Below are 18,805 nucleotides of genomic sequence, written 5' to 3'. Positions count from 1 at the left end.
TCTCTCCCTGCTTTTCCAGCTTTTTAACGATTCAATTCATACCAGACATCCATCTCAGCTTTTTCAGGTATTTCAAACATAGATAGTAACTTATTTAGCAAGCCTTCATCCACATAAAAGTCTGATCCACCATTTCCTTCTTCGATTCTTTTATTACGCTCTTCTATGTTACGATTCCAAGTAGCATCATCAACGTCGATATAATGCCATTCGTAGCTTACATCCTGCGACTTTAGATATGATGAAATATCGGTTCTGTTTTCTTTAGTCCAAAATCCCCAATCTAATATAACATTAGCGCCTGCTTTACAGATTTCTGCTGCTTTCTTTTTTAGATAATTGTTTACACGCTGAGCAAATATATTATAAAACTCTCCTTGCTCATTATTAATCAACTCATAGGTTGCCTCGTCTGTTGATAGAATGACTGCAGTGTATTTCTCTTTGAGCAATTTCGCATAATACGATTTACCACTACATATTTTTCCACATATCAAATATACTTTTCCCATAAATTCTCCCGAAATCTAAATTTACGCTACTTGTAATAATGCCACTGATATATCAGATGCTTTTTTGTATATCTCTCTGCAAATATCAGTCCGCCAAAACCCAAAATCAAGCAGTGCTTCTTTGTTTTCTGTTTTTGTAACCAGATACTCTTTATATCCGTAACTGCTTTGAGCAAGTTGAAAAAGATATATATAAGGCATTGCCTCTAAGTCTCTCTCAGTTAGCGGTGCGTATTTCATATACTCTTTTACATATAAAGAAAAATCTTCAACATCAAAATATGATCCGTTTCTACTTACTCCACCTGATTGAATATATGACCTCATAATCTCCCATACTGCAGGAATACAACCTGCCGAAGAGAAATCGATAACCGCCTTAATTTCTCCTCCATCGCAGATTAACTGACAAGCCGTGTAATCCCCATGAGTTGAAGTATATGTTATGCCTTTAAAATACTCTTTCCAGGCATCTATTGAATCCATCAGTTTCATTTTAAAGACAAGGTCATCATGAATCCTTACATAATTCGGGTCTGACTTATTCTCATCCAATGCAGATAATAATCCATTAAACTTTTGTGAAACGGCTTCTGAAGAAAAACCCACAGCCCAATCGTAGTCCATGCTTATTTCCATAGGATAATCTTTAAGAAGTGAGTGCATAACACCAAGATACTTTGCACTCTCCATTAAAAGAGAATGTGGAAGATCATTAAGATATGATTTTCCCTCTATGAATTGCTGAAGACTGATAACATGTCCTTCATACAAAACACTATTTTGACCATTGGCGTTTTTTATAAATTCAGCAACAGGAAAATCGTTAGAAATCAGGAACTTAACAATATCTGCTTCATTATCCACTCTGTCTTTAGTGAACTCACTTTGATACTCTTTGAAAAAGAAAACACCTTCTTTGCAGTGAACTTTATAGCAATTAGCTGAGCCAAGCTCCAGACTTATACAATCCAAGAGTTCCAATCCATATTCACTGTTAAGAAGCCCCCTAATCTTATCAATATCTAAAACACTTTTTTCAAGTGACATTATTTACATCCCCCAGTTATCAGTGCTCGAAACAGATATGAGCCTTATAATCATAACATAACATCAACTGTAATCCTATATGGATTAAGCATTTACAATCTGTTATTTAAACCTAGATTTTAGCAAAAAAATAAGAGGTACTCATTTCTGAATACCTCCTGTTTCTCAAATCATATTAAAATACTTAAGAGCCTCAGTAATAGCCTTCTCATTTTCCGGAGTTATTTCCGGCTGCCTACTATCCTCTGACTTCGGCTTATTATAGTTCTCTCTTTCAATAATTCCGTTCTTTCTCTTGATCTGAGCTATATTCAGGTTAGTAACATGTATACCATACTTTTCCTGTACCCAATCTCTTATCTCATCGTAGGTAGCTCCATCCTTGAAACCATCAGTATCCATGCCCTCTTATGAGAATTCAACCTTGACTTTCTTACTGGGTATTTCGCCCTTGGAAAGCAGGACAACCGTCTCGATTTGCGAACCATTGTCCAAACTAATATTCATATCTTTTGAGATGATAGGAAGCTTGAATTCAATGGACTTAAGCCATTGGCCGTTCTCTTGTTCTTCTTCGTAAATCTCAACCTTTTCTATGAATTGTGTCAGGAACTCTCTGCGTTCCGCTTCATTCATTGGTTCATACATTTTATCGAAAAAGATTAGCGCTTTGTAGATATTATCTCCACAAACCTTTTCAGCAAGTATCGACCGCTTCTTTGCTTTAGCCTCTACTAAGGCATTTTCTGTCTCTTCGATTTTATCATAAGTCTTACTGAGGCGGTCCTCTAAATCTGCTTTTCTTCTCTTGTAATGCTTATCTTCATAATCCAAGTTGTCCAAATCTGAAAGAATGGCATCCTTGTTCAAGTAACTTTGGCGTAGCGTCTTTTCCTGAGCAGATATTTCCTGATCAAGCGCTGTGGTATCAACTTCCATATTGATTTTCTCACGCATCATCCCGGCAAATTTCTTATTGCTCACAAGTTTCCTTAGCACCTCAATTACTGCTCCATCCAGTTTTGTTTCTGACACCTGCTTTCGATAGTCGCATTTATGCCCTCTTGTCATATTGCGATGCTTACAGCCATAGTAAAAATAATCACTGTACTTTGTGCCATCTTTTCTATGCTTAATACTTTTATTCCCATACATGCCTGCACCACAGACAGGGCACCTTAATACACCTGATAAAAGATGTATTTTCTCACCTTTAGGAGAATTGACTTTTTCATATTTTTTAGCCTGAGCTGCTACTTTTATCTTTGCCTGCTCCCATACTTCTTCTGATACTAAAGCCTCATGAAGCCCATCTACAAGCAGGTAATCATCCTTATAAACCTGACGATAATCATTTCTTGTTCCATGAACCTTTTCTGTTCTTCTCCTGCCATAAGCAATCTTTCCGCACTAAACAGGATTCTGTATAATACGTCGGATAAGCGAGGCATCAAAAAGCGGATTCTTTCCATTTTGCCTTGCAATCTTATGAATCCCATGGTTTTCCAAATATTTTGCGATTCCGTTTGACCCCATATCTGTATTTACATATTGGTCAAAGATTGTTCTGATAGCTACAGCTTCCTCTTCATTTATTTCAAGCTTTCCATCAACCAAGGCATATCCATAAGGAGCAAAGCCGCCATTCCACTTACCTTCTCTAGCCTTTTGCATACGGCCTTCCATAGTCTGTACACGTATGTTTTCACGCTCAATCTCAGCAACTGCCGACAGTACAGAAATCATAAGTCTTCCTGCTTCTTTTGATGAATCAATACCGTCCTCGACACAGATCAGATTCACTCCAAAGTCTTGCATAATCTGAAGTGAATTTAGAACATCAGCCGCATTTCTGCCAAATCTGGAAAGCTTAAATACAAGAACAAAAGAGACATCATCTTTTCCTGATTTAATATCTTCCATCATGTTGTTAAAAGCAACACGCCCCTCAATCGATTTACCAGACTTTCCGGCGTCTTCATATTCTCCGGCGATTTCATAATCATTAAATTCGCAGAAAGCTTTCATTCTGGATTTCTGTGCATCCAAAGAATATCCATCCATCTGCATAGATGTGGAAACGCGGGTATATAAATATACTTTTGTTTTTTCTTTTCCCAATAATATCATCTCCTTTAGATACTTTTATCTGGAAGTTTTAACAAAGCATCAATAACCGGACGAACCATTTGTACTGATTCTACCTTGTTAATAGCAGAGAGTTTTCGTCCTGCATCCTTACTTGATGCTCCACAGTGGAATACCTGCTCTGTTGGCAATCCATAATCGAGAACAATAAGCCTATCATGACAATCCGGATTGGGTTTAATCCGAAGCGGTGGGTACTGGTTTATAAAATCATTAACCACAGATGTCGTAAGAAATCCTCTCTTGCCATGCCCATTCTCCGTAAAAAGGATTACTTCCACGCCTGAATTCTTCTGTGATAATAACTGCAATGATTTTGTATTCATATAATCGTCAACAACATAAATTGATTTTGCTGCCTGCTGATAGATATCTATGTAAGCCACATCAGCTTCAAACTTCTGACCTTTATAGATTATAAAATTCTTAAAATCCTTATCCGAAACAAAATTTTCATTCAGGGTATCAATACTCTTCTGAATATCTTCAATTGCCTTATCCGTTTTCTTCTGATGATCAATTGCTCCTGCCATTTGCACAGATAACTCTGAAACCTTAGCAGTAACCATGCTCATTTCGGACTGAGTTACAAACTGCTGATTCTGACGGATATAATGACGCATTTCCTTAAAAGCTCGCATAATAAAAATGCTTTGTTGCTCAGCTAACTCACCTCTAAGAACTGTCGCTAACATATAAATTCCTTGCTCTGTAAAAACATAAGGCATTTTTCTTCTACCACCATCCTGCCCTTCAAAAAATGAATCATTCCGTGAAGTCGCATTTTGCGACTTCACCAAATCAACTTCCTCTCTTGTCAATTGAAACATAAAATCTTCCGGAAATCTGTTTATATTTCGTTTAACCTGCTCATTTAATCTTTTGACTTCATATCCATAAATATCAGCTAAATCACTGTCGAGCATCACCTGTTGCCCGCGTATCGTATATACACAGTTTCTAATAGACTCAACTGTGAGTAAGTCTGTTGTATTTTTCATAAACACTATATCCCTTTGCATTTCCTTTTTTGAAGTCACAAATTGTGACTTCATATATTCTATATTCAAACAATGTGATTTTTGTGGTCGCAAAAATCGACCGCAAACCACCTTTTCAAATTTTTAAACTCTTTCCTACATCTCTTCAAGACTTTCTATCTTCTTCAAGGCCTCCATATAAGCCATAAGTCTCTTCTGCTGTTCTTCTCTAAGATTGTGATAATCTTCAATCATCTGAATATCTCCCGGCGTAAATTTGCTTTCAGGACTTGCTGCAGCAATTTCCTCTTCATCCTCAATTCCTTTACCGGTAAGAAGTTGCTCCGGAGTAATTTGCAAAACATTACAGATGTCCATTATCTTTTCTACAGTAGGATTGGTCTTTCTCTTTTTCCATTCGCTTATGGTACTGGTCGAAATACCTACCTGCTTTGCAAACTCCGCCTGAGTCATATTGCGTTCTTTCAAAACCTTTATAATTCTTTCGCTGATAATCATGAGTGATACCTCGCTTGCCATTCACTTATATAACATTCATATTAGTGAATTCATTTTACCACACCTCATGATATCCTTCAATGTTCTACTTCGTTTTCTTATTACGGAGCTTCATATACGCCTTATAAGATTCATATATATATCTTTTTTGAAGATAGACATCAGGATCCGGTAATGAATCAAAATCAATTTCATCAGCGTATTTTGCTATTATATTTCCGATAAAGTTTGCAAGAGAACTCCATTCATCTTTGTCTTTTACTATCACTTTATTCTTCACAGCTATCCCCTTCCTTAAATGAGATTTTTGGCCTTTCACAAATTGGCAAGCAGTGCATCGGTGTACACCTGATGCGATTTTGCTTGTTGGGGAGTGTGCCCCAATCCCCCTGATTGCCGATTTTCATCGGCAAGCTACGCCTGCAAAGCAGGCTAAAAACGAAGTCAATAAATGTCCAAATATTTGTTAAAAGTCTTTTCCACCTTTTTCAAAACTCGCTCATGATTCTCCTTCATATCAGAAATTGTTTTGCTATCTACAGTGCCACATGAATTGGCAACTTTTGCAATCTGGTTGATATTGTTGCTGTCAATTTTCAGAAGTTTGATGATTTCTAATAACTCACTGAAATCAATGTGGATGTAATATCCATCGATTGCCATCTTCCTAATGTAGGCGCTCATGTTTTTGATTCCTATCTGCTCCATCCTGTCGTGAATCATTTGTAATTCATTTTCGGGAATCTTGATATGAATCTGTTTGTTACATGGAACGTATCCCTGATTTAACAACATTTGCTTTTCACCTCCTCTCGTTATCGTTGTTCATGGACTAATTATCCAAGATTTAGAAGCCCAACTCCGTATATCCAAGAGGTAGGAAATAGATGCTCTACTCAAATTTTTCCACGATATTGGAATTCATCATTTATAGCAAACTTACATTCTGTTATGATTTACATATACAAGGACTTTAGGAAAAGCACTGGGGGAATAAAGCATTGAAGTGTAAATTATCAATTCAGGAAAAACTAAAAGATTTAAGAATAGAAAAAGGCCTGTCTCTGCAAGAATTGTCAGAGCAGACCGGAATATCCAGAGCATCACTGGGAAATTATGAAACAGATGATTACAAAGAAATCTCTCACAAGGCCATCATCACACTTGCGGATTTTTATGGAGTAACATCAGACTATCTTCTGGGACTTACTGAAAATAGAGAACAACATCTATTTCCTATAGATGAACTTGGACTGGATGATGAAACTATAGATTTACTAAAAAGTGGGAAGCTTAATGTCAGATTGATTTGTGAAATGATTAAGCACCCGGATTTTATAAATTTTCTTTCGGACATGGAAATCTACGTTGATAATCTTGCCGGAATGCAATTTCGAAACATCAACAAAATGATTGAACAGACAAGAGTTCGGCTTCAAAATAAAGGCATTTCCGATGAAGATCATTACATGAAAACCTTAGAAGCAGCAACCATATCTGAAGACAACTACTTCAACAATCTTCTTGGAAACGACATTGTCAAAATAGCAAAAGCTATACGCGATGCCCATGGCAAAGATGCAGAAACCGGTGATGCAACCACACCGGTTGACGATATCCTTGACTCATTTGAGGAATTAAAGACCGCCGACAATGTCACTCAGGCTCAGATGGTCATGTATAGCAAACTCTTCAAAATCAATTTTACTAAGATGGATCCATACGAGTTCAAGACCTTTACCGACATTTTGCAGCGCTACTCTGATCTCTGCAAACCGGTTAAAGGAAATGGACGCGGGAAGAAGAAAAAATAATCCTAAAACAACACAGATATAGTCGTTCCTACCCCAGGTGCACTATCTAACTCAATTTTGGCATCATGAATCTCAACTATGTGTTTTACAATCGCAAGACCAAGCCCTGTTCCACCTGTAGCTTTTGATCTGCTTTTATCAACACGATAAAATCGTTCAAAAATTCGCTGCTGCTCTGAAGCAGGTATTCCTATTCCATTGTCCTTAACTGTAAGCGCAACCTGACCATCAATTGTTCCCACAGAAATCTTTACCTTGCCATTAGGATTATTGTATCTGATTGCATTCTGCCCCAGATTTTCAACCAACTCTTTGAGCATGTCTTTGTTTCCGCAAACAATACTCGTTTTCCCCTCAAGCTCTATTGTCACGTTTCTTTGTTTCGCATTAACTGATAAGACTTCCATACATTCTGAGACAGTCTCATATAAGTCAACCTCGGTAAAATGTAACTCAGAATCTTTTCTATCCAAATCCGAGAGTCTCAAAATATCATTTATCAATGCAAGTAATCTGTCGGCATTCTTTCTGATTTCCTGATAAAAATGATTCTGCTTCTCAGCGCCTACCATTCCTCCCTCTAACAATTCAGCATAACCAGAAATAGCGGTCAGCGGTGTCTTCAGCTCGTGTGAAACATTAGCCGTAAAATCCTGCCTGGCTTTTGCAGCAGATAAAATATCTGTATGCTGGGTGCGAAGCATTTCTGCCAAAGGATCCAATTCCCTGTACGGTGATTCATAATCAGCATTCTCCAAATTTTCCGCCATAATCTCTATTGGTTTTAAAAACTGTTTTGTAAGCAGATGAGAAATCGCTATGCAAATTGAAATGATAAGGAGAATAATTAATAAAATAATTGGTATCGCTGATATGAATACCGCCCAAATGCTCTGTGCATTGGTAGCAACACGAAGAACCGTTCCATTATCTAAACGCAACGCATAATAGAAAGTATCCTCATTCATAGTGTCAGATCTTCTAACTGCTTCCCCTTCACCCTGTTCAAAAGCCGCCTGTATCTCTGGTCTGTCAAAATGATTTTGCAATAGCTCCGCTGAGGCATCATTGTCATATAAAACAGTTCCATCTTTATCAATCCAAGTTACACGCAGCTCATCTAAATCAGTAGATAAATCTATCTGATCTACATCAATATCTACTGTTTCAAAATATTTGGTATCCTTTAGAAGTTTCGCACTGACAGATAGATCTGATCGCACCTGACCCTCAAAGAGATTGTAATATATAATTGTAATTCCAATAACTGTTGCGATAATTGCTAATATCGCAATTCCAACCAGTCTTATATTTATTCTTATTTTCATTCGATTACATATCCTACATTTCTCACGGTCTTGATTCTACTACCATAATCCCCTAATTTTTGACGAAGAGTTTTTACATGCATGTCTATAGTTCTTGATTCCCCCTCGTAATCAGCTCCCCATACCTGCTCCATGATAGTGTCACGGTTCAGTACGATTCCTTTGTTTAATACAAGAAAAGACAAAAACTCATACTCCTTATAGGTTAGCTCAACATGATTTCCACTGATAGTAACCTCATGCTTTTCATTATTTATAACTAGTTCGTCCAGCCTAAGTTCTTTTATATCCTCAGCCTGAGTTCTACGAAGCAGGGCTTTCACCCTTGAGATTAGTTCCATAACCGAAAATGGCTTCTTGATATAATCATCAGCACCATCCTCAATTCCTCTAACTAAATCAAGCTCTGTTGTTTTAGCTGTAACCATAATCACAGGAAGCTTCTTTGTCTCAGGATTTTTTCTAAGCTTCTTTACTATTTCATTGCCACTCTCATCCGGAAGCATAATATCCACTAAGCATAAATCCGGAATCACATCATTCATCTTGTCATAAAAATCTTTTGCACATGAAAATCCTAATACCTTATGCCCCGCATTTATGAGGGCCAGCTCTTCGATTTCCCTTATGCTGTCATCATCTTCAATTATATAAATAAGCGCCATTCTTCTCTCCTATTGTGCGTCCTTAGACTGTTCTATCTCTTTCTTACTGATGGGGTACTGCTTAATCAGTTCTTCATACTCCTTGTTGAAGCTCTTTCTGTCTACACTAGATAAGCTTTCAAAATACTCATGCGTATTATAATCATCATCTAAAATAGTTATCATTTCAACAGCTATATTTGAACAATGATCAGATACTCGCTCCAGACCGGTCAATACATCATCCAAAATAAATCCCATCTCAATAGTAGACTTTCCCTTCTTCAATCTATTAATATGATTCTCCTTAATGGTCTTGCATAGTGTATCAATAACTTCTTCAAGAGGCTCAACATGAGTAGCTTGCTCTACATCATTTCTACAAAAGCTATCAACTGTTAGTGCACATATATCATTAACAGCTCCACAAAGAGCTTTCATTTCTCTGAGCTGCCCCTTCTTGAACTCTAAGCCCTTATCTTTTATTTCTTCTGCTGATTTAACAATCTCTAAGGCATGATCTGAAATCCTTTCAAGATCACTGATACTATGCAAAATAATGGACATACTTTGGCTATCTGATTTTGAAATATTCTTACTTGATACTTTTACCAAATATGAGCCAATTGCATCCTCGTACTTATCGACTACAGCTTCAAGTCTTTTAACTTCCTTAACCTTTTTCTTATCATATTCTAATAGGGCTTCCAGTGATAAGGTGATAGATTTCTGGCAATACTCTGCCATTTCTCTTACTTTTCCACGGCATAATTCCATTGCAAATGCCGGCCTGTCCAAGAATCTCTCGTCAATAATGATAGAATCCTTTTTATCCTCCGGCTCTTCTGCTCCATCTGGTATGGTTATTTCAGCCAGCTTTACAAGCTTATCCGCAAATGGGAAAAGAAGTATTGTCGCACCAATATTAAATAAACTATGAATCACAGCTATCCCTGCTGCATTAGCAGCCTTATCTAAAAAAACAAAATCTATAACTGTATTCAAAGAATAGAATACAACCATAAAAATAATTGTTCCTATAAGATTAAAATATAAATGAATCATCGCTGAGCGACGTGCGTTTCTGTTTGCCCCAACAGATGAAATAATTGAGGTTACACAGGTTCCGATATTCTGCCCCATAATAATCGGAAGCGCTACTGCATAATGTACAGCTCCGGTAGAACAAAGTGCCTGCAAAATACCAACAGATGCAGATGAACTTTGAATTACTGCCGTTAGAATTGCACCAACAGCCATTCCAAGTATAGGATTCCTAAAAGCTGTCATCATTCTTGTAAAAGAAGTATTGTCTGCTAGCCCAGACACAGCTCCACTCATTGTTTCCATTCCAAACATGAGAATCGCAAATCCAAGTAAGATTCCACCAACATCCTTTTTCTTAGATTCTTCTTTGTTTGACATAACTAAAATAATACCTATTGCCGCTAATATAGGCGAAAATGATGAAGGCTTTAGCATCTTAAGCCAAATGGTACTTCCCTCGATTCCTGTAAGTGAAAGCATCCAGGATGTAATAGTTGTACCCACATTTGCCCCCATAATAATACCTACAGCCTGATTTAGCTTCATAATGCCTGAATTTACAAATCCAACTACCATGACAGTAGTTGCAGATGATGATTGAATAACTGCCGTAACTCCTGCGCCAAGCAACACCGCAAATATCCTCTTTGAAGTAAGCTTCTCAAGAATTATTTCCAACTTTCCGCCTGCCATCTTTGACAGTTCATTCCCCATCATGCTCATTCCATATAGAAACAGGGATAGCCCACCTATCATATTTAGAACATTAAAAATATCCATACAAATTCCTTTCTGGGTATGCTAAAAAAATACGCCAATTATTAGCATACTGAATGAAAGTAAAATGTATGAATGTCCTATGTAAAATCTATGTAAAATTATAAACTTTGCTTACTATTACAATGCTTTATTTCCATTAACCATTAATCTAAACGTTACTCCCAATAGTTCTGAAGCTTTTCTACACATCAGCATTCTACCGAGAAAAATATCAAAATATTCATACATGGTACAGATTTTCTCATCAATTTCGAGATTTAATGAAATTTGCTTTTTATCCTTATCAATAATAAGATCTGTTTTGGTAACAGCATAATTCACTCTATCATGAACATCAAAGTTGGCTTTTGGTTTCTGACGCACCCTGTTTCTTCTAACATCTGTTTTGTCTGCTATAATGAGTGCAGCTGATATTACATCTGTAGCTCCACCTGTTGACTCGTCATGATGGGCGATTGCAGAAACCACTGTAAGTCTCTCCTGCCTATCCATGCCTGTTTTCTTTAATATGTCATTTGCAAGTAATGAACCATACTCTGCATGCCTACTACGATTGATGGCATTCCCAATGTCATGCATAAATGCAGCCACCTTAACAAGTTCAATCTGTTTCTTACTGTATCCAAGAATCTCAAGAATATTTGTAGCACGCTCGGCTACCAAAGCTGCATGTACTTCTGAATGGTCTGTATACCCCAATATTCCAAGGTTTTCATTTCCCTTTGCTATTAATGCCAGTACCTCTTCATTCTCTTTAATATCTTTATACTTCATCTTCATTCTCCTTCTGCTTTAGTGAATAAATTACCCACTCTGCTATATTTGTTGCATGATCCCCTATTCGTTCAAAGTACTTTGCTATCATCAAAATATCGGCTGCCTCCTCACCTTCTTCAGGATTATTTAAGATAAGTTGGATAACATCCTTTTTTGCCTTTACAAACAACTCATCAACAATATCATCATGTTCAATAACTTCCCTAGCTTTTACAACATCCTTTTCTACATAAGCTTCAATACTATGATTGAGCATTATCATTGTCTCGCTTGCCATCTCTGAAATATGATTAAACTTATCTATTTGACTATTCTGCCCCATAAGTATAGTCATTTCCGAAATATCTGCTGCATGATCACCTATTCGCTCCATGTCAGTAACCATTTTCATTGCTGCTGTCACTGTTCGAAGATCTCTTGCAACTGGCTGCTGTTGTATCAAAAGATTAAAGCATATACTTTCGATTACTTTCTGGAGATGATCAATTTCTGCGTCACCATCCATAATCAGCTTTGCCTGATCAATATCTCGGGCTACCAACGCTTCTATAGCCTTCTGAATCGAGGATATTATATTGTTTCCCATCTCAATCATCTTATGATTAAGTTCTAAAAGCTGTTCATCAAATTTACTTCTCATTCGAATATTCCCTTCTATAATTCTTACTAATTCACTAAGCATATTAGCCAAACCTTCCGGTGATATAATCCTCAGTTCTTTTATCATTTGGGTAAGAGAAAATCTGCTTGGTTGTGCCAAATTCCACCATCTCACCTACAAGAAAAAATGCAGTATAGTCCGATACTCTCACGGCCTGCTGCATATTATGTGTGACCACAGCTACTGTATAGTTCTTTTTTAATTCTTCCATAAGATCTTCAATCTTTGTGGTAGAGATAGGATCAAGAGCCGATGTAGGTTCATCCATCAGCAGAATCTCAGGTTCTACGGCCAGAGCTCTGGCTATACATATTCTTTGCTGCTGTCCCCCGGAAAGTGATAAAGCGGATTTCTTTAATCTGTCTTTCACCTCTTCCCAAATCGCAGCTCCTCTCAAGCTATCTTCTACAATTTTATCAAGCTTTTTCTTATCCTTAATGCCATGGACTCTTGGACCATAAGCCACATTATCATATATACTCATTGGAAATGGATTTGGCTGCTGAAATACCATTCCTACTTTTTTTCTAAGTAGCGTAGTGTCTATATCTCTACCATAAATATCCTCTCCATCGATTTTTATCGTCCCATCAATCCTTACTCCCTCAACTAAATCATTCATCCTATTTAGAGTTTTCAAAAAGGTAGATTTACCGCAACCTGATGGTCCAATTAATGCCGTAATAGCCTTCTCCTTTATTTCCATGCTTACATTTTTTAATGCATGATTTTTCCCATAGTATAAATTCAAATTATTAACACTGATTTTTGTTTCTCCCATTACTATTCCTTTCTTGTCACATCAAAACGTTCTGTTAGTACTTTTGTTGCAAGGTTTATAGCCAGTACGATAATCAAAAGCACTACAGCTATTCCAAATGCTGTTTCGAAATCACCTTCACTTGTGGCAGATAGATACATCTGAATAGTAAGGGTTCCTCCAGACTGAAATGGTTTAGCTAAAAATCCGCTAATCCCTTTGGGTAATAACTTGGCACTTCCAGCTGTAAATAAAAGTGCTGCTGATTCTCCCACAATTCTTCCTATGGCAAGTATTGCTCCTGTGATTATTCCTGGCATAGCACTTGGAAGAAGTATTGTTCGTATCATGTGCCATTTGCCACTTCCAAGTCCGATTGCACCATTCCGATACGAACTTGGTACAGTTTTTAATGCTTCCTGAGTATTTCGTGTTATCAAAGGAAGAACCATGAGAATCAATGTTAAAGATCCTGTCAAAAGTGAATAACCTAATCCGAGCTTTTCTCCAAAAAACATCATTCCAAATAGGCCGAAGATAATGGATGGAATACCGGTCAAGGTTTCTGTTGCATATTCTATTGCTGTTACAACTCTCCCAGGCCTTGCATATTCATTAAGATATATTGCACTACCTACACCGATTGGAGTTGCAATTATCATGGTGATAAGAATAATCAGTAATGTATTTACAATATTACCTGCAATCCCCACAGTTCCTTTCAATACGCTTGTTACTGAAGTAAGAAATGTTATGTTAACCGCAGAAATACCTCTTATTAACACATATCCAATAATTCCAAGTAACAAAAGTACTGAAAATGTCGAGCAGATATATATTAAAAAGCGCAGGATACAATCAATAAACTTTCTTCTACTAATCGACATTATCAATCCCCGCTTTCCTTGCTCTTAGCAATGCATAGTTCACAATCATGATAAAAATATATAAGACTAATCCCACTGTGAATAATACTTGTCTATGCGTTCCTTGGGCATAACCCATTTCACTTACAATTTGAGTGGTAAGAGTACGAACAGAATTAAATGGTAACGGAATATTAACTGCTCCCCCTGCAACCATATTTATAGCCATTGCCTCACCAAGTGCCCTACCTGTACCTAACACTACACCTGTAAGTATTCCTGATTTCGCCGCTGGAATAACTGCTTTGAATATTGTCTGTTCTTTTGTTGCACCAAGTGCTAACGACGCTGCTCTAAGAGTGTCAGATACAGCTTTTAACGACGATGTGCTTACGCTTATTACCGTTGGCAAAATCATGATTGTCAGTACAATAATTGCAGAAAGCATGTTTGCTCCTCCAGTAAACTGATGAGAACTATCGTCTTCAAATACTATTTGCTCAAATCTAAACATAATCGGATTAAGTACCATCATTCCAATTAATCCATATATTACTGATGGAATGGCAGCCAATAATTCTATTGCAGTTTGTACAATGTTTCCTGTTGTTTTTCCTGCCATTTCTGATATATATACTGCAGCTAACAATCCTATCGGAATTCCAAGAAAAAGTGCAGTGGTAGTTCCTACTACCGAAGCCAAAATAATAAATCCAATACCATAAGATGGTTCACTTGCAGTTGGCTTCCATATGGTTTTAAAAAGTAAATCAAAAACCCCGACTTCCTTTAAAGCCGGGGCACCTTTCATGAACATATAGATAGTAATTGCACAAACTGCAAATATAGCCACTACTGCACAAAGCTCGAATAATGTTTTGGCAGTTTTTTCTATAAATGCTTTTCTCTTCATGTATACCCCTTATTGTGGAATAATAAGTCCAACTTGTTTGATAACTTCCTTACCATCATCAGAATTGATATAGTTAAACCAAGCCTGAACCAATTCATTCTGCCCTGACATTTCGCCCTTTGTAGCCATTACAAACGGTCTCTGAAGCATGTAATTTCCTGCTAGGATCTCTTCTTCTGTTGGCTCCACTCCATCAATCTTTAATCCTGACACGGTGTCATCAACCACATCAAGCGAAACGTAACCGATTGCTCCTGGTGTAGTTGCTACTTTTGCAAGAACTGCTCCTGTTGAATCCAACTCCTGTGCATACACGCAACCATCCTTTACTTCAAGTAACTCTTCAAATGCATCTCTTGTGCCTGAACATGCCTCTCTACCAATTACAATGATTGGCTGCTCCTTACCACCAAGCTCAGCCCAGTCTGTAATTTCGCCCGAATAGATTTTAGCAAGTTCCTTTGATGTCACATCCTTGATACTACAAGATTTATTAGTAATCACTGCAATACCGTCAATTGCCACAATATTTTCTACTGCACCACTTGCCTTTTCCTCATCCTTCAGGCCTCTGGAAGCATTTCCGATATCTACAGAACCGGCTGCAAGAGATTCCAAACCTGCACCTGAGCCAGTATATTCAACGGTAACTGTCACTCCTGGGTTTCTCTCCATGAAACTCTCAGCCATAGCCTCGCAAAGTTTTTCCATAGAAGTTGAGCCTGCAAGTTTAATAGTTCCATTTAATTCTACAGATTCCACATTTTTTCCCTGCTCTGCAGCATCAGCACTTTGGGGACTCTCGCTTCCACATCCTACTAGCCCAAATGTCATTATGCTTACTGCTGCCATAATAGCAATTATTCTTCTCTTCATAATATTTTTCATTCCTTTCTAAACTTACATAATTTGGCGCCGTATTTTTTACAATGACAATAATATTCGCCTAATGTAAAATCCATAACCATCTTTATGTAAAAGTTCAGTAAAAGTCTTGAAAAATCATATGAACTCATGATTGTATAGATAGATTACACCGCCAAACAGTCCCATGAACACCGCAGGGTACCCTATAAAGCAAAATAGCCAAGTTATTTCAGGTAATATCAATCTTCCAATCAATCCCCATATCAAACCGCCAGTTAATCCATATAGTATTGTTGTAAGCCAAATAAACATTGTGATTTTTTGATTCTTCTTGATCTTCAAGTCATTTACAAAACTCCATATTTTAGACATGCTCTGCACCTCCTAGCGCAATGCTAGCAGATACATGTAAAATCTATTATCAACATTGGTAAAATGTACGTAAAAAAACTCGTGACCACCAAATACCGATAGTCACGAGTTTTTATTTATATCATCTGAAAATGTTTTAGAGCTTCTTCAATCGCTTTAACCTTTTCCTCCGGACATCCAGGCTGTCTGCTATTCTCAGATTTTGGCTTATTGTAATTCTCTCTTTCTATAATCCCATGCTTCTGCTTTACCTGAGCAATGTTCAGATTTGTCACATGAAATCCATAGTTCTCCTGCACCCATTCATCTATCTCTTTGTATGTTGCCTTAGTTTCTGCACTTGTAAGATCAAGCTCGTCCATATCTACCTTTACGTTGATATGGTGCTTCGCCTCATGAAGTTTGGACAATAAACATACGGTCTCGCAGCTTCTTGTGAAAGGGAACATGTCAACAGGTATGATTCTGTCTGCCTTGTAGCCATTTTTAGTAATGTACTCCAGGTCTCTTGCAAGAGAATCAGGGCTGCAGGAGATGTAGACAATTCTGTCCGGGTTCAGTTTAAACATAGAATCCATAAATATCTCGGTAGAGCCTGAACGTGGAGGATCCATGAAAACAACATCCGCATGGTCTCCGGCTTCAGCCATCTGAACCATGAATCGACTTGCATCGTTTTCATAGATAGTTATATTCTCAATTTCGTTCATCCTTGCATTTAATCTTGCATCGCGAACGGCATCCTTATTAAGCTCAACACCTATAACTTCAGCTGCATGAGGGCTTGCGATGATACCTATTGTTCCCACTCCGCAGTAGCAGTCAAGAACCGTTTCCTTACCGGTAAGTCCAGCCAGTTCAACTGCCTTGGAATACAGTTTTTCAGTCTGTACCGGATTAACCTGATAGAAGGACTTGGGGGAGATTTTGAATTTCATGCCACAAACTGTGTCGTAAATAAATCCCGGTCCATAAATTGCCTTCTCCTTATCTCCAAGGATCATGCTTGTACGCTTATCATTAACATTAATAACAATAGTCGTTATTTCCGGATGCTCTTTTAAAAGTGCTTTCACAAAGTTATTCTTGGAAGGAAGTATTGGTGATGTAAGAACAAGAACCACCATTATTTCCCCGGTGTTATGTCCGACCCTTATGAGAACATGCCTGAAAAGTCCGTATCCATTGTCCTCATCATAGGTCTTGATCTTGAAGGATTTAAGCATGCCACGAATCGTTGCAATAATGGCATCTGCCTTCTCATTCTCAAGATAACATGCATCTACCGGCACAACATCATGAGTTCCTTCTTTATAGATACCTGATACAGGATTACCCTTTCTGTCATGTGTAAACACAGCATGCACCTTGCATCTGTAGTGGTCGGGATGCTCCATTTCAATAAATGGTTCGACTGTGCCATACTTTCCAAGGAGTTCTTCTTCCCTCTCATGCTTTCTCTTGATCTGTTCTTTGTAAGGGACATCGATCATCTGGCATCCGCCGCACTTCTTAGATACAGGGCATTTTCCTGCATTCACGGATGACATGTTATTCTTCTTATTTATACCGGTAGCACTATCGTTAGATTTTCTCTTAGCACCTTGGGTATTTTTTCTTATTCCGAATGAACTGTCATCTGTTCTTCCCTTAGTTCCTCTAGTATTTTTTTCTATTCCGAACGCACTGTCATCAGTTCTTCTCTTAGTTCCTTGAGCATTTTTTATGAATTTAGAAGCACTATCATCTGATTTGCTTCGTACACCCTGAGCTCTCTTGCCCGTTTTCTCACCATTATTTATCTCTTCATTATTTGTATATTTTTTCCTGTTAACCGGATTTTCTTTCTTCATCTTATCTTCCTTTTTATAATCATTTTGCTTGCAAAAATCCTCACTTACAAGCGAAATTGCAAAGCCATTATATACCTCTCTGCAAGTTGTGCTTCCATAGCGAAGCGTTATTATAATCTGCAGAGTCATAAAAACCTCCGGATCTACCGGAGGTCTTGATTACTTTTTCTTTGTCTTTCCTTTATTCTTGCCTCTGTTTCCAACCCTGTCGAAGTCTCTTACTTTCACATCTTCAAGCCCTGACACAAGTTCTCTGGCGCGCTCAATATCAGCCTTATTGATACGGACAGTACATAAAATCTTATCCTTGTCCACACCAAAAATGCGCTGCAAGAAACTCTTATCCTGCCAGTCTATATAGTAAGAAATACGATTCTGTAAAAATCTCTCTTCCAAAATTCGCTTGCTCTCTTTGCTATACACCTTGCAAAAGGAAACTTCATTATTAAATACCTGATCGTCTTGAATAATAGATGACATAAAATATCCAAAGCCTCGCTCTTTATAATAATTCAATTTATTTTACACTAGCTAAATGATATTTGTAAACCGAAATTCATGAATAACAGATCATTAACATAGCTGTCTTATTCCGAGTAACTTGTAAAACTAAATTCCACCCCTTTAACACACGACATGGAACTTACTAATTCCAAACTCGGGTATGGAATTTACTAATTCTTATTGATATCATCCATAGGTTCATCCACATATGCTCTCCGGCATTAAGGAGGAACTTATGGAATCCACTAATAAGAACAAGCATCTTGATTTAGACAAGCGTTATGAAATCCAGCATGGTTTGGATGACTCTCTCAGCTTTAAAGCCATTGGAGCTGCGATAGGAAAAGACTGTACCACTATTTCAAAAGAAGTCAGAGCACATATCATATATGAAAAGAAGGGCGCTCCTT

Annotated in this window: 21 protein-coding genes and 1 pseudogene; 2 read left to right on the top strand and 20 right to left on the bottom strand. The window is 37.6% G+C overall.

Annotation, left to right across the window (positions count from 1 at the left end; genetic code table 11):
* Positions 1 to 23: 23 nt before the first annotated feature.
* From T501_RS15935 to T501_RS15895, 8 genes and pseudogenes are all read right to left on the bottom strand, one after another.
* Entirely contained in the window at positions 24 to 512 is a 489-nt protein-coding gene (locus tag T501_RS15935) for a P-loop nucleotide/nucleoside kinase family protein (RefSeq protein ID WP_044916042.1), read from the bottom strand.
* A 21-nt stretch (positions 513 to 533) separates the two neighbouring features.
* A complete protein-coding gene (locus tag T501_RS15930) occupies positions 534 to 1,562 on the bottom strand; it encodes a phosphotransferase (protein WP_044916039.1) in 1,029 nt (342 codons plus the stop codon).
* 165 nt (positions 1,563 to 1,727) lie between these two features.
* Positions 1,728 to 1,964, bottom strand: coding sequence for a hypothetical protein (locus T501_RS22610; RefSeq protein WP_044916038.1), 237 nt, complete (start codon positions 1,962 to 1,964; stop codon positions 1,728 to 1,730).
* Positions 1,965 to 1,970: 6 nt separating this feature from the next.
* Positions 1,971 to 3,683 (bottom strand): annotated as a pseudogene (locus tag T501_RS22740) (recombinase family protein).
* A gap of 14 nt (positions 3,684 to 3,697) precedes the next feature.
* A complete protein-coding gene (locus T501_RS15910) occupies positions 3,698 to 4,711 on the bottom strand; it encodes an ORF6N domain-containing protein (protein WP_050008356.1) in 1,014 nt (337 codons plus the stop codon).
* A 135-nt stretch (positions 4,712 to 4,846) separates the two neighbouring features.
* Complete coding sequence (locus tag T501_RS15905) at positions 4,847 to 5,209, bottom strand: helix-turn-helix domain-containing protein (RefSeq protein WP_022778794.1); 363 nt, start codon at positions 5,207 to 5,209, stop codon at positions 4,847 to 4,849.
* 85 nt (positions 5,210 to 5,294) lie between these two features.
* Positions 5,295 to 5,489 carry a hypothetical protein gene (locus T501_RS15900; RefSeq protein ID WP_035650662.1) on the bottom strand — a complete coding sequence of 65 codons (195 nt, stop codon included), beginning with the start codon at positions 5,487 to 5,489 and terminating at the stop codon, positions 5,295 to 5,297.
* Between the two features lie 164 nt (positions 5,490 to 5,653).
* On the bottom strand, positions 5,654 to 6,004 hold the full coding sequence (locus T501_RS15895; protein ID WP_026664580.1) for a plasmid mobilization protein: 351 nt from the start codon (positions 6,002 to 6,004) through the stop codon (positions 5,654 to 5,656).
* 206 nt (positions 6,005 to 6,210) lie between these two features.
* Between T501_RS15895 and T501_RS15890 the strand changes: the two genes are divergently transcribed.
* Positions 6,211 to 7,023, top strand: a complete 813-nt coding sequence (locus T501_RS15890; protein WP_044916013.1) for a helix-turn-helix domain-containing protein — start codon at positions 6,211 to 6,213, stop codon at positions 7,021 to 7,023.
* Positions 7,024 to 7,025: 2 nt separating this feature from the next.
* Here the strand turns inward: T501_RS15890 and T501_RS15885 are convergent, their stop codons facing one another.
* From T501_RS15885 to T501_RS15830, 12 genes are all read right to left on the bottom strand, one after another.
* Complete coding sequence (locus T501_RS15885) at positions 7,026 to 8,351, bottom strand: sensor histidine kinase (protein ID WP_026528707.1); 1,326 nt, start codon at positions 8,349 to 8,351, stop codon at positions 7,026 to 7,028.
* Positions 8,348 to 9,016: a response regulator transcription factor gene (locus T501_RS15880; RefSeq protein WP_026528708.1), complete on the bottom strand. Its 669-nt coding sequence runs from the start codon at positions 9,014 to 9,016 to the stop codon at positions 8,348 to 8,350. Before T501_RS15880 ends, T501_RS15885 begins: the two co-directional genes overlap by 4 nt.
* Before the next feature lie 9 nt (positions 9,017 to 9,025).
* Positions 9,026 to 10,822 carry a Na/Pi cotransporter family protein gene (locus T501_RS15875; protein WP_044916010.1) on the bottom strand — a complete coding sequence of 599 codons (1,797 nt, stop codon included), beginning with the start codon at positions 10,820 to 10,822 and terminating at the stop codon, positions 9,026 to 9,028.
* A 117-nt stretch (positions 10,823 to 10,939) separates the two neighbouring features.
* The gene (locus tag T501_RS15870) at positions 10,940 to 11,602 is read right to left on the bottom strand and encodes an HD domain-containing protein (RefSeq protein ID WP_034446596.1); all 663 of its coding nucleotides are present in this window, start codon (positions 11,600 to 11,602) and stop codon (positions 10,940 to 10,942) included.
* On the bottom strand, positions 11,586 to 12,239 hold the full coding sequence (gene phoU, locus T501_RS15865; protein ID WP_027114864.1) for a phosphate signaling complex protein PhoU: 654 nt from the start codon (positions 12,237 to 12,239) through the stop codon (positions 11,586 to 11,588). Before phoU ends, T501_RS15870 begins: the two co-directional genes overlap by 17 nt.
* A 43-nt stretch (positions 12,240 to 12,282) precedes the next feature.
* Positions 12,283 to 13,041 (bottom strand): phosphate ABC transporter ATP-binding protein PstB, encoded by a 759-nt coding sequence (gene pstB / locus T501_RS15860; RefSeq protein WP_044916008.1) that lies wholly within the window; start codon positions 13,039 to 13,041, stop codon positions 12,283 to 12,285.
* Between the two features lie 2 nt (positions 13,042 to 13,043).
* Positions 13,044 to 13,907, bottom strand: coding sequence for a phosphate ABC transporter permease PstA (gene pstA / locus T501_RS15855; protein ID WP_044916007.1), 864 nt, complete (start codon positions 13,905 to 13,907; stop codon positions 13,044 to 13,046).
* Complete coding sequence (gene pstC, locus T501_RS15850; RefSeq protein ID WP_044916005.1) at positions 13,897 to 14,799, bottom strand: phosphate ABC transporter permease subunit PstC; 903 nt, start codon at positions 14,797 to 14,799, stop codon at positions 13,897 to 13,899. Before pstC ends, pstA begins: the two co-directional genes overlap by 11 nt.
* A 9-nt stretch (positions 14,800 to 14,808) precedes the next feature.
* Positions 14,809 to 15,675 carry a phosphate ABC transporter substrate-binding protein gene (locus T501_RS15845; protein ID WP_197027973.1) on the bottom strand — a complete coding sequence of 289 codons (867 nt, stop codon included), beginning with the start codon at positions 15,673 to 15,675 and terminating at the stop codon, positions 14,809 to 14,811.
* A 126-nt stretch (positions 15,676 to 15,801) separates the two neighbouring features.
* Positions 15,802 to 16,038 carry a hypothetical protein gene (locus tag T501_RS15840; protein ID WP_044916002.1) on the bottom strand — a complete coding sequence of 79 codons (237 nt, stop codon included), beginning with the start codon at positions 16,036 to 16,038 and terminating at the stop codon, positions 15,802 to 15,804.
* 116 nt (positions 16,039 to 16,154) lie between these two features.
* The gene (gene rlmD / locus T501_RS20440; protein WP_242845545.1) at positions 16,155 to 18,020 is read right to left on the bottom strand and encodes a 23S rRNA (uracil(1939)-C(5))-methyltransferase RlmD; all 1,866 of its coding nucleotides are present in this window, start codon (positions 18,018 to 18,020) and stop codon (positions 16,155 to 16,157) included.
* A gap of 30 nt (positions 18,021 to 18,050) precedes the next feature.
* On the bottom strand, positions 18,051 to 18,371 hold the full coding sequence (locus T501_RS15830) for a hypothetical protein (protein ID WP_026510752.1): 321 nt from the start codon (positions 18,369 to 18,371) through the stop codon (positions 18,051 to 18,053).
* Positions 18,372 to 18,603: 232 nt separating this feature from the next.
* On the opposite strand from T501_RS15830, the gene T501_RS22980 reads away from it, so the two are divergent.
* On the top strand, positions 18,604 to 18,805 hold a 202-nt coding region (locus tag T501_RS22980; RefSeq protein ID WP_442856383.1), incomplete at its 3' end, for a helix-turn-helix domain-containing protein.

It is taken from the genome of Butyrivibrio sp. WCE2006 (assembly GCF_000701985.1).
Lineage (GTDB): Bacteria > Bacillota > Clostridia > Lachnospirales > Lachnospiraceae > Butyrivibrio.
Note: the sequence above shows the minus strand (reverse complement) of the source record. Positions and strands in the feature narration are given on the sequence as shown.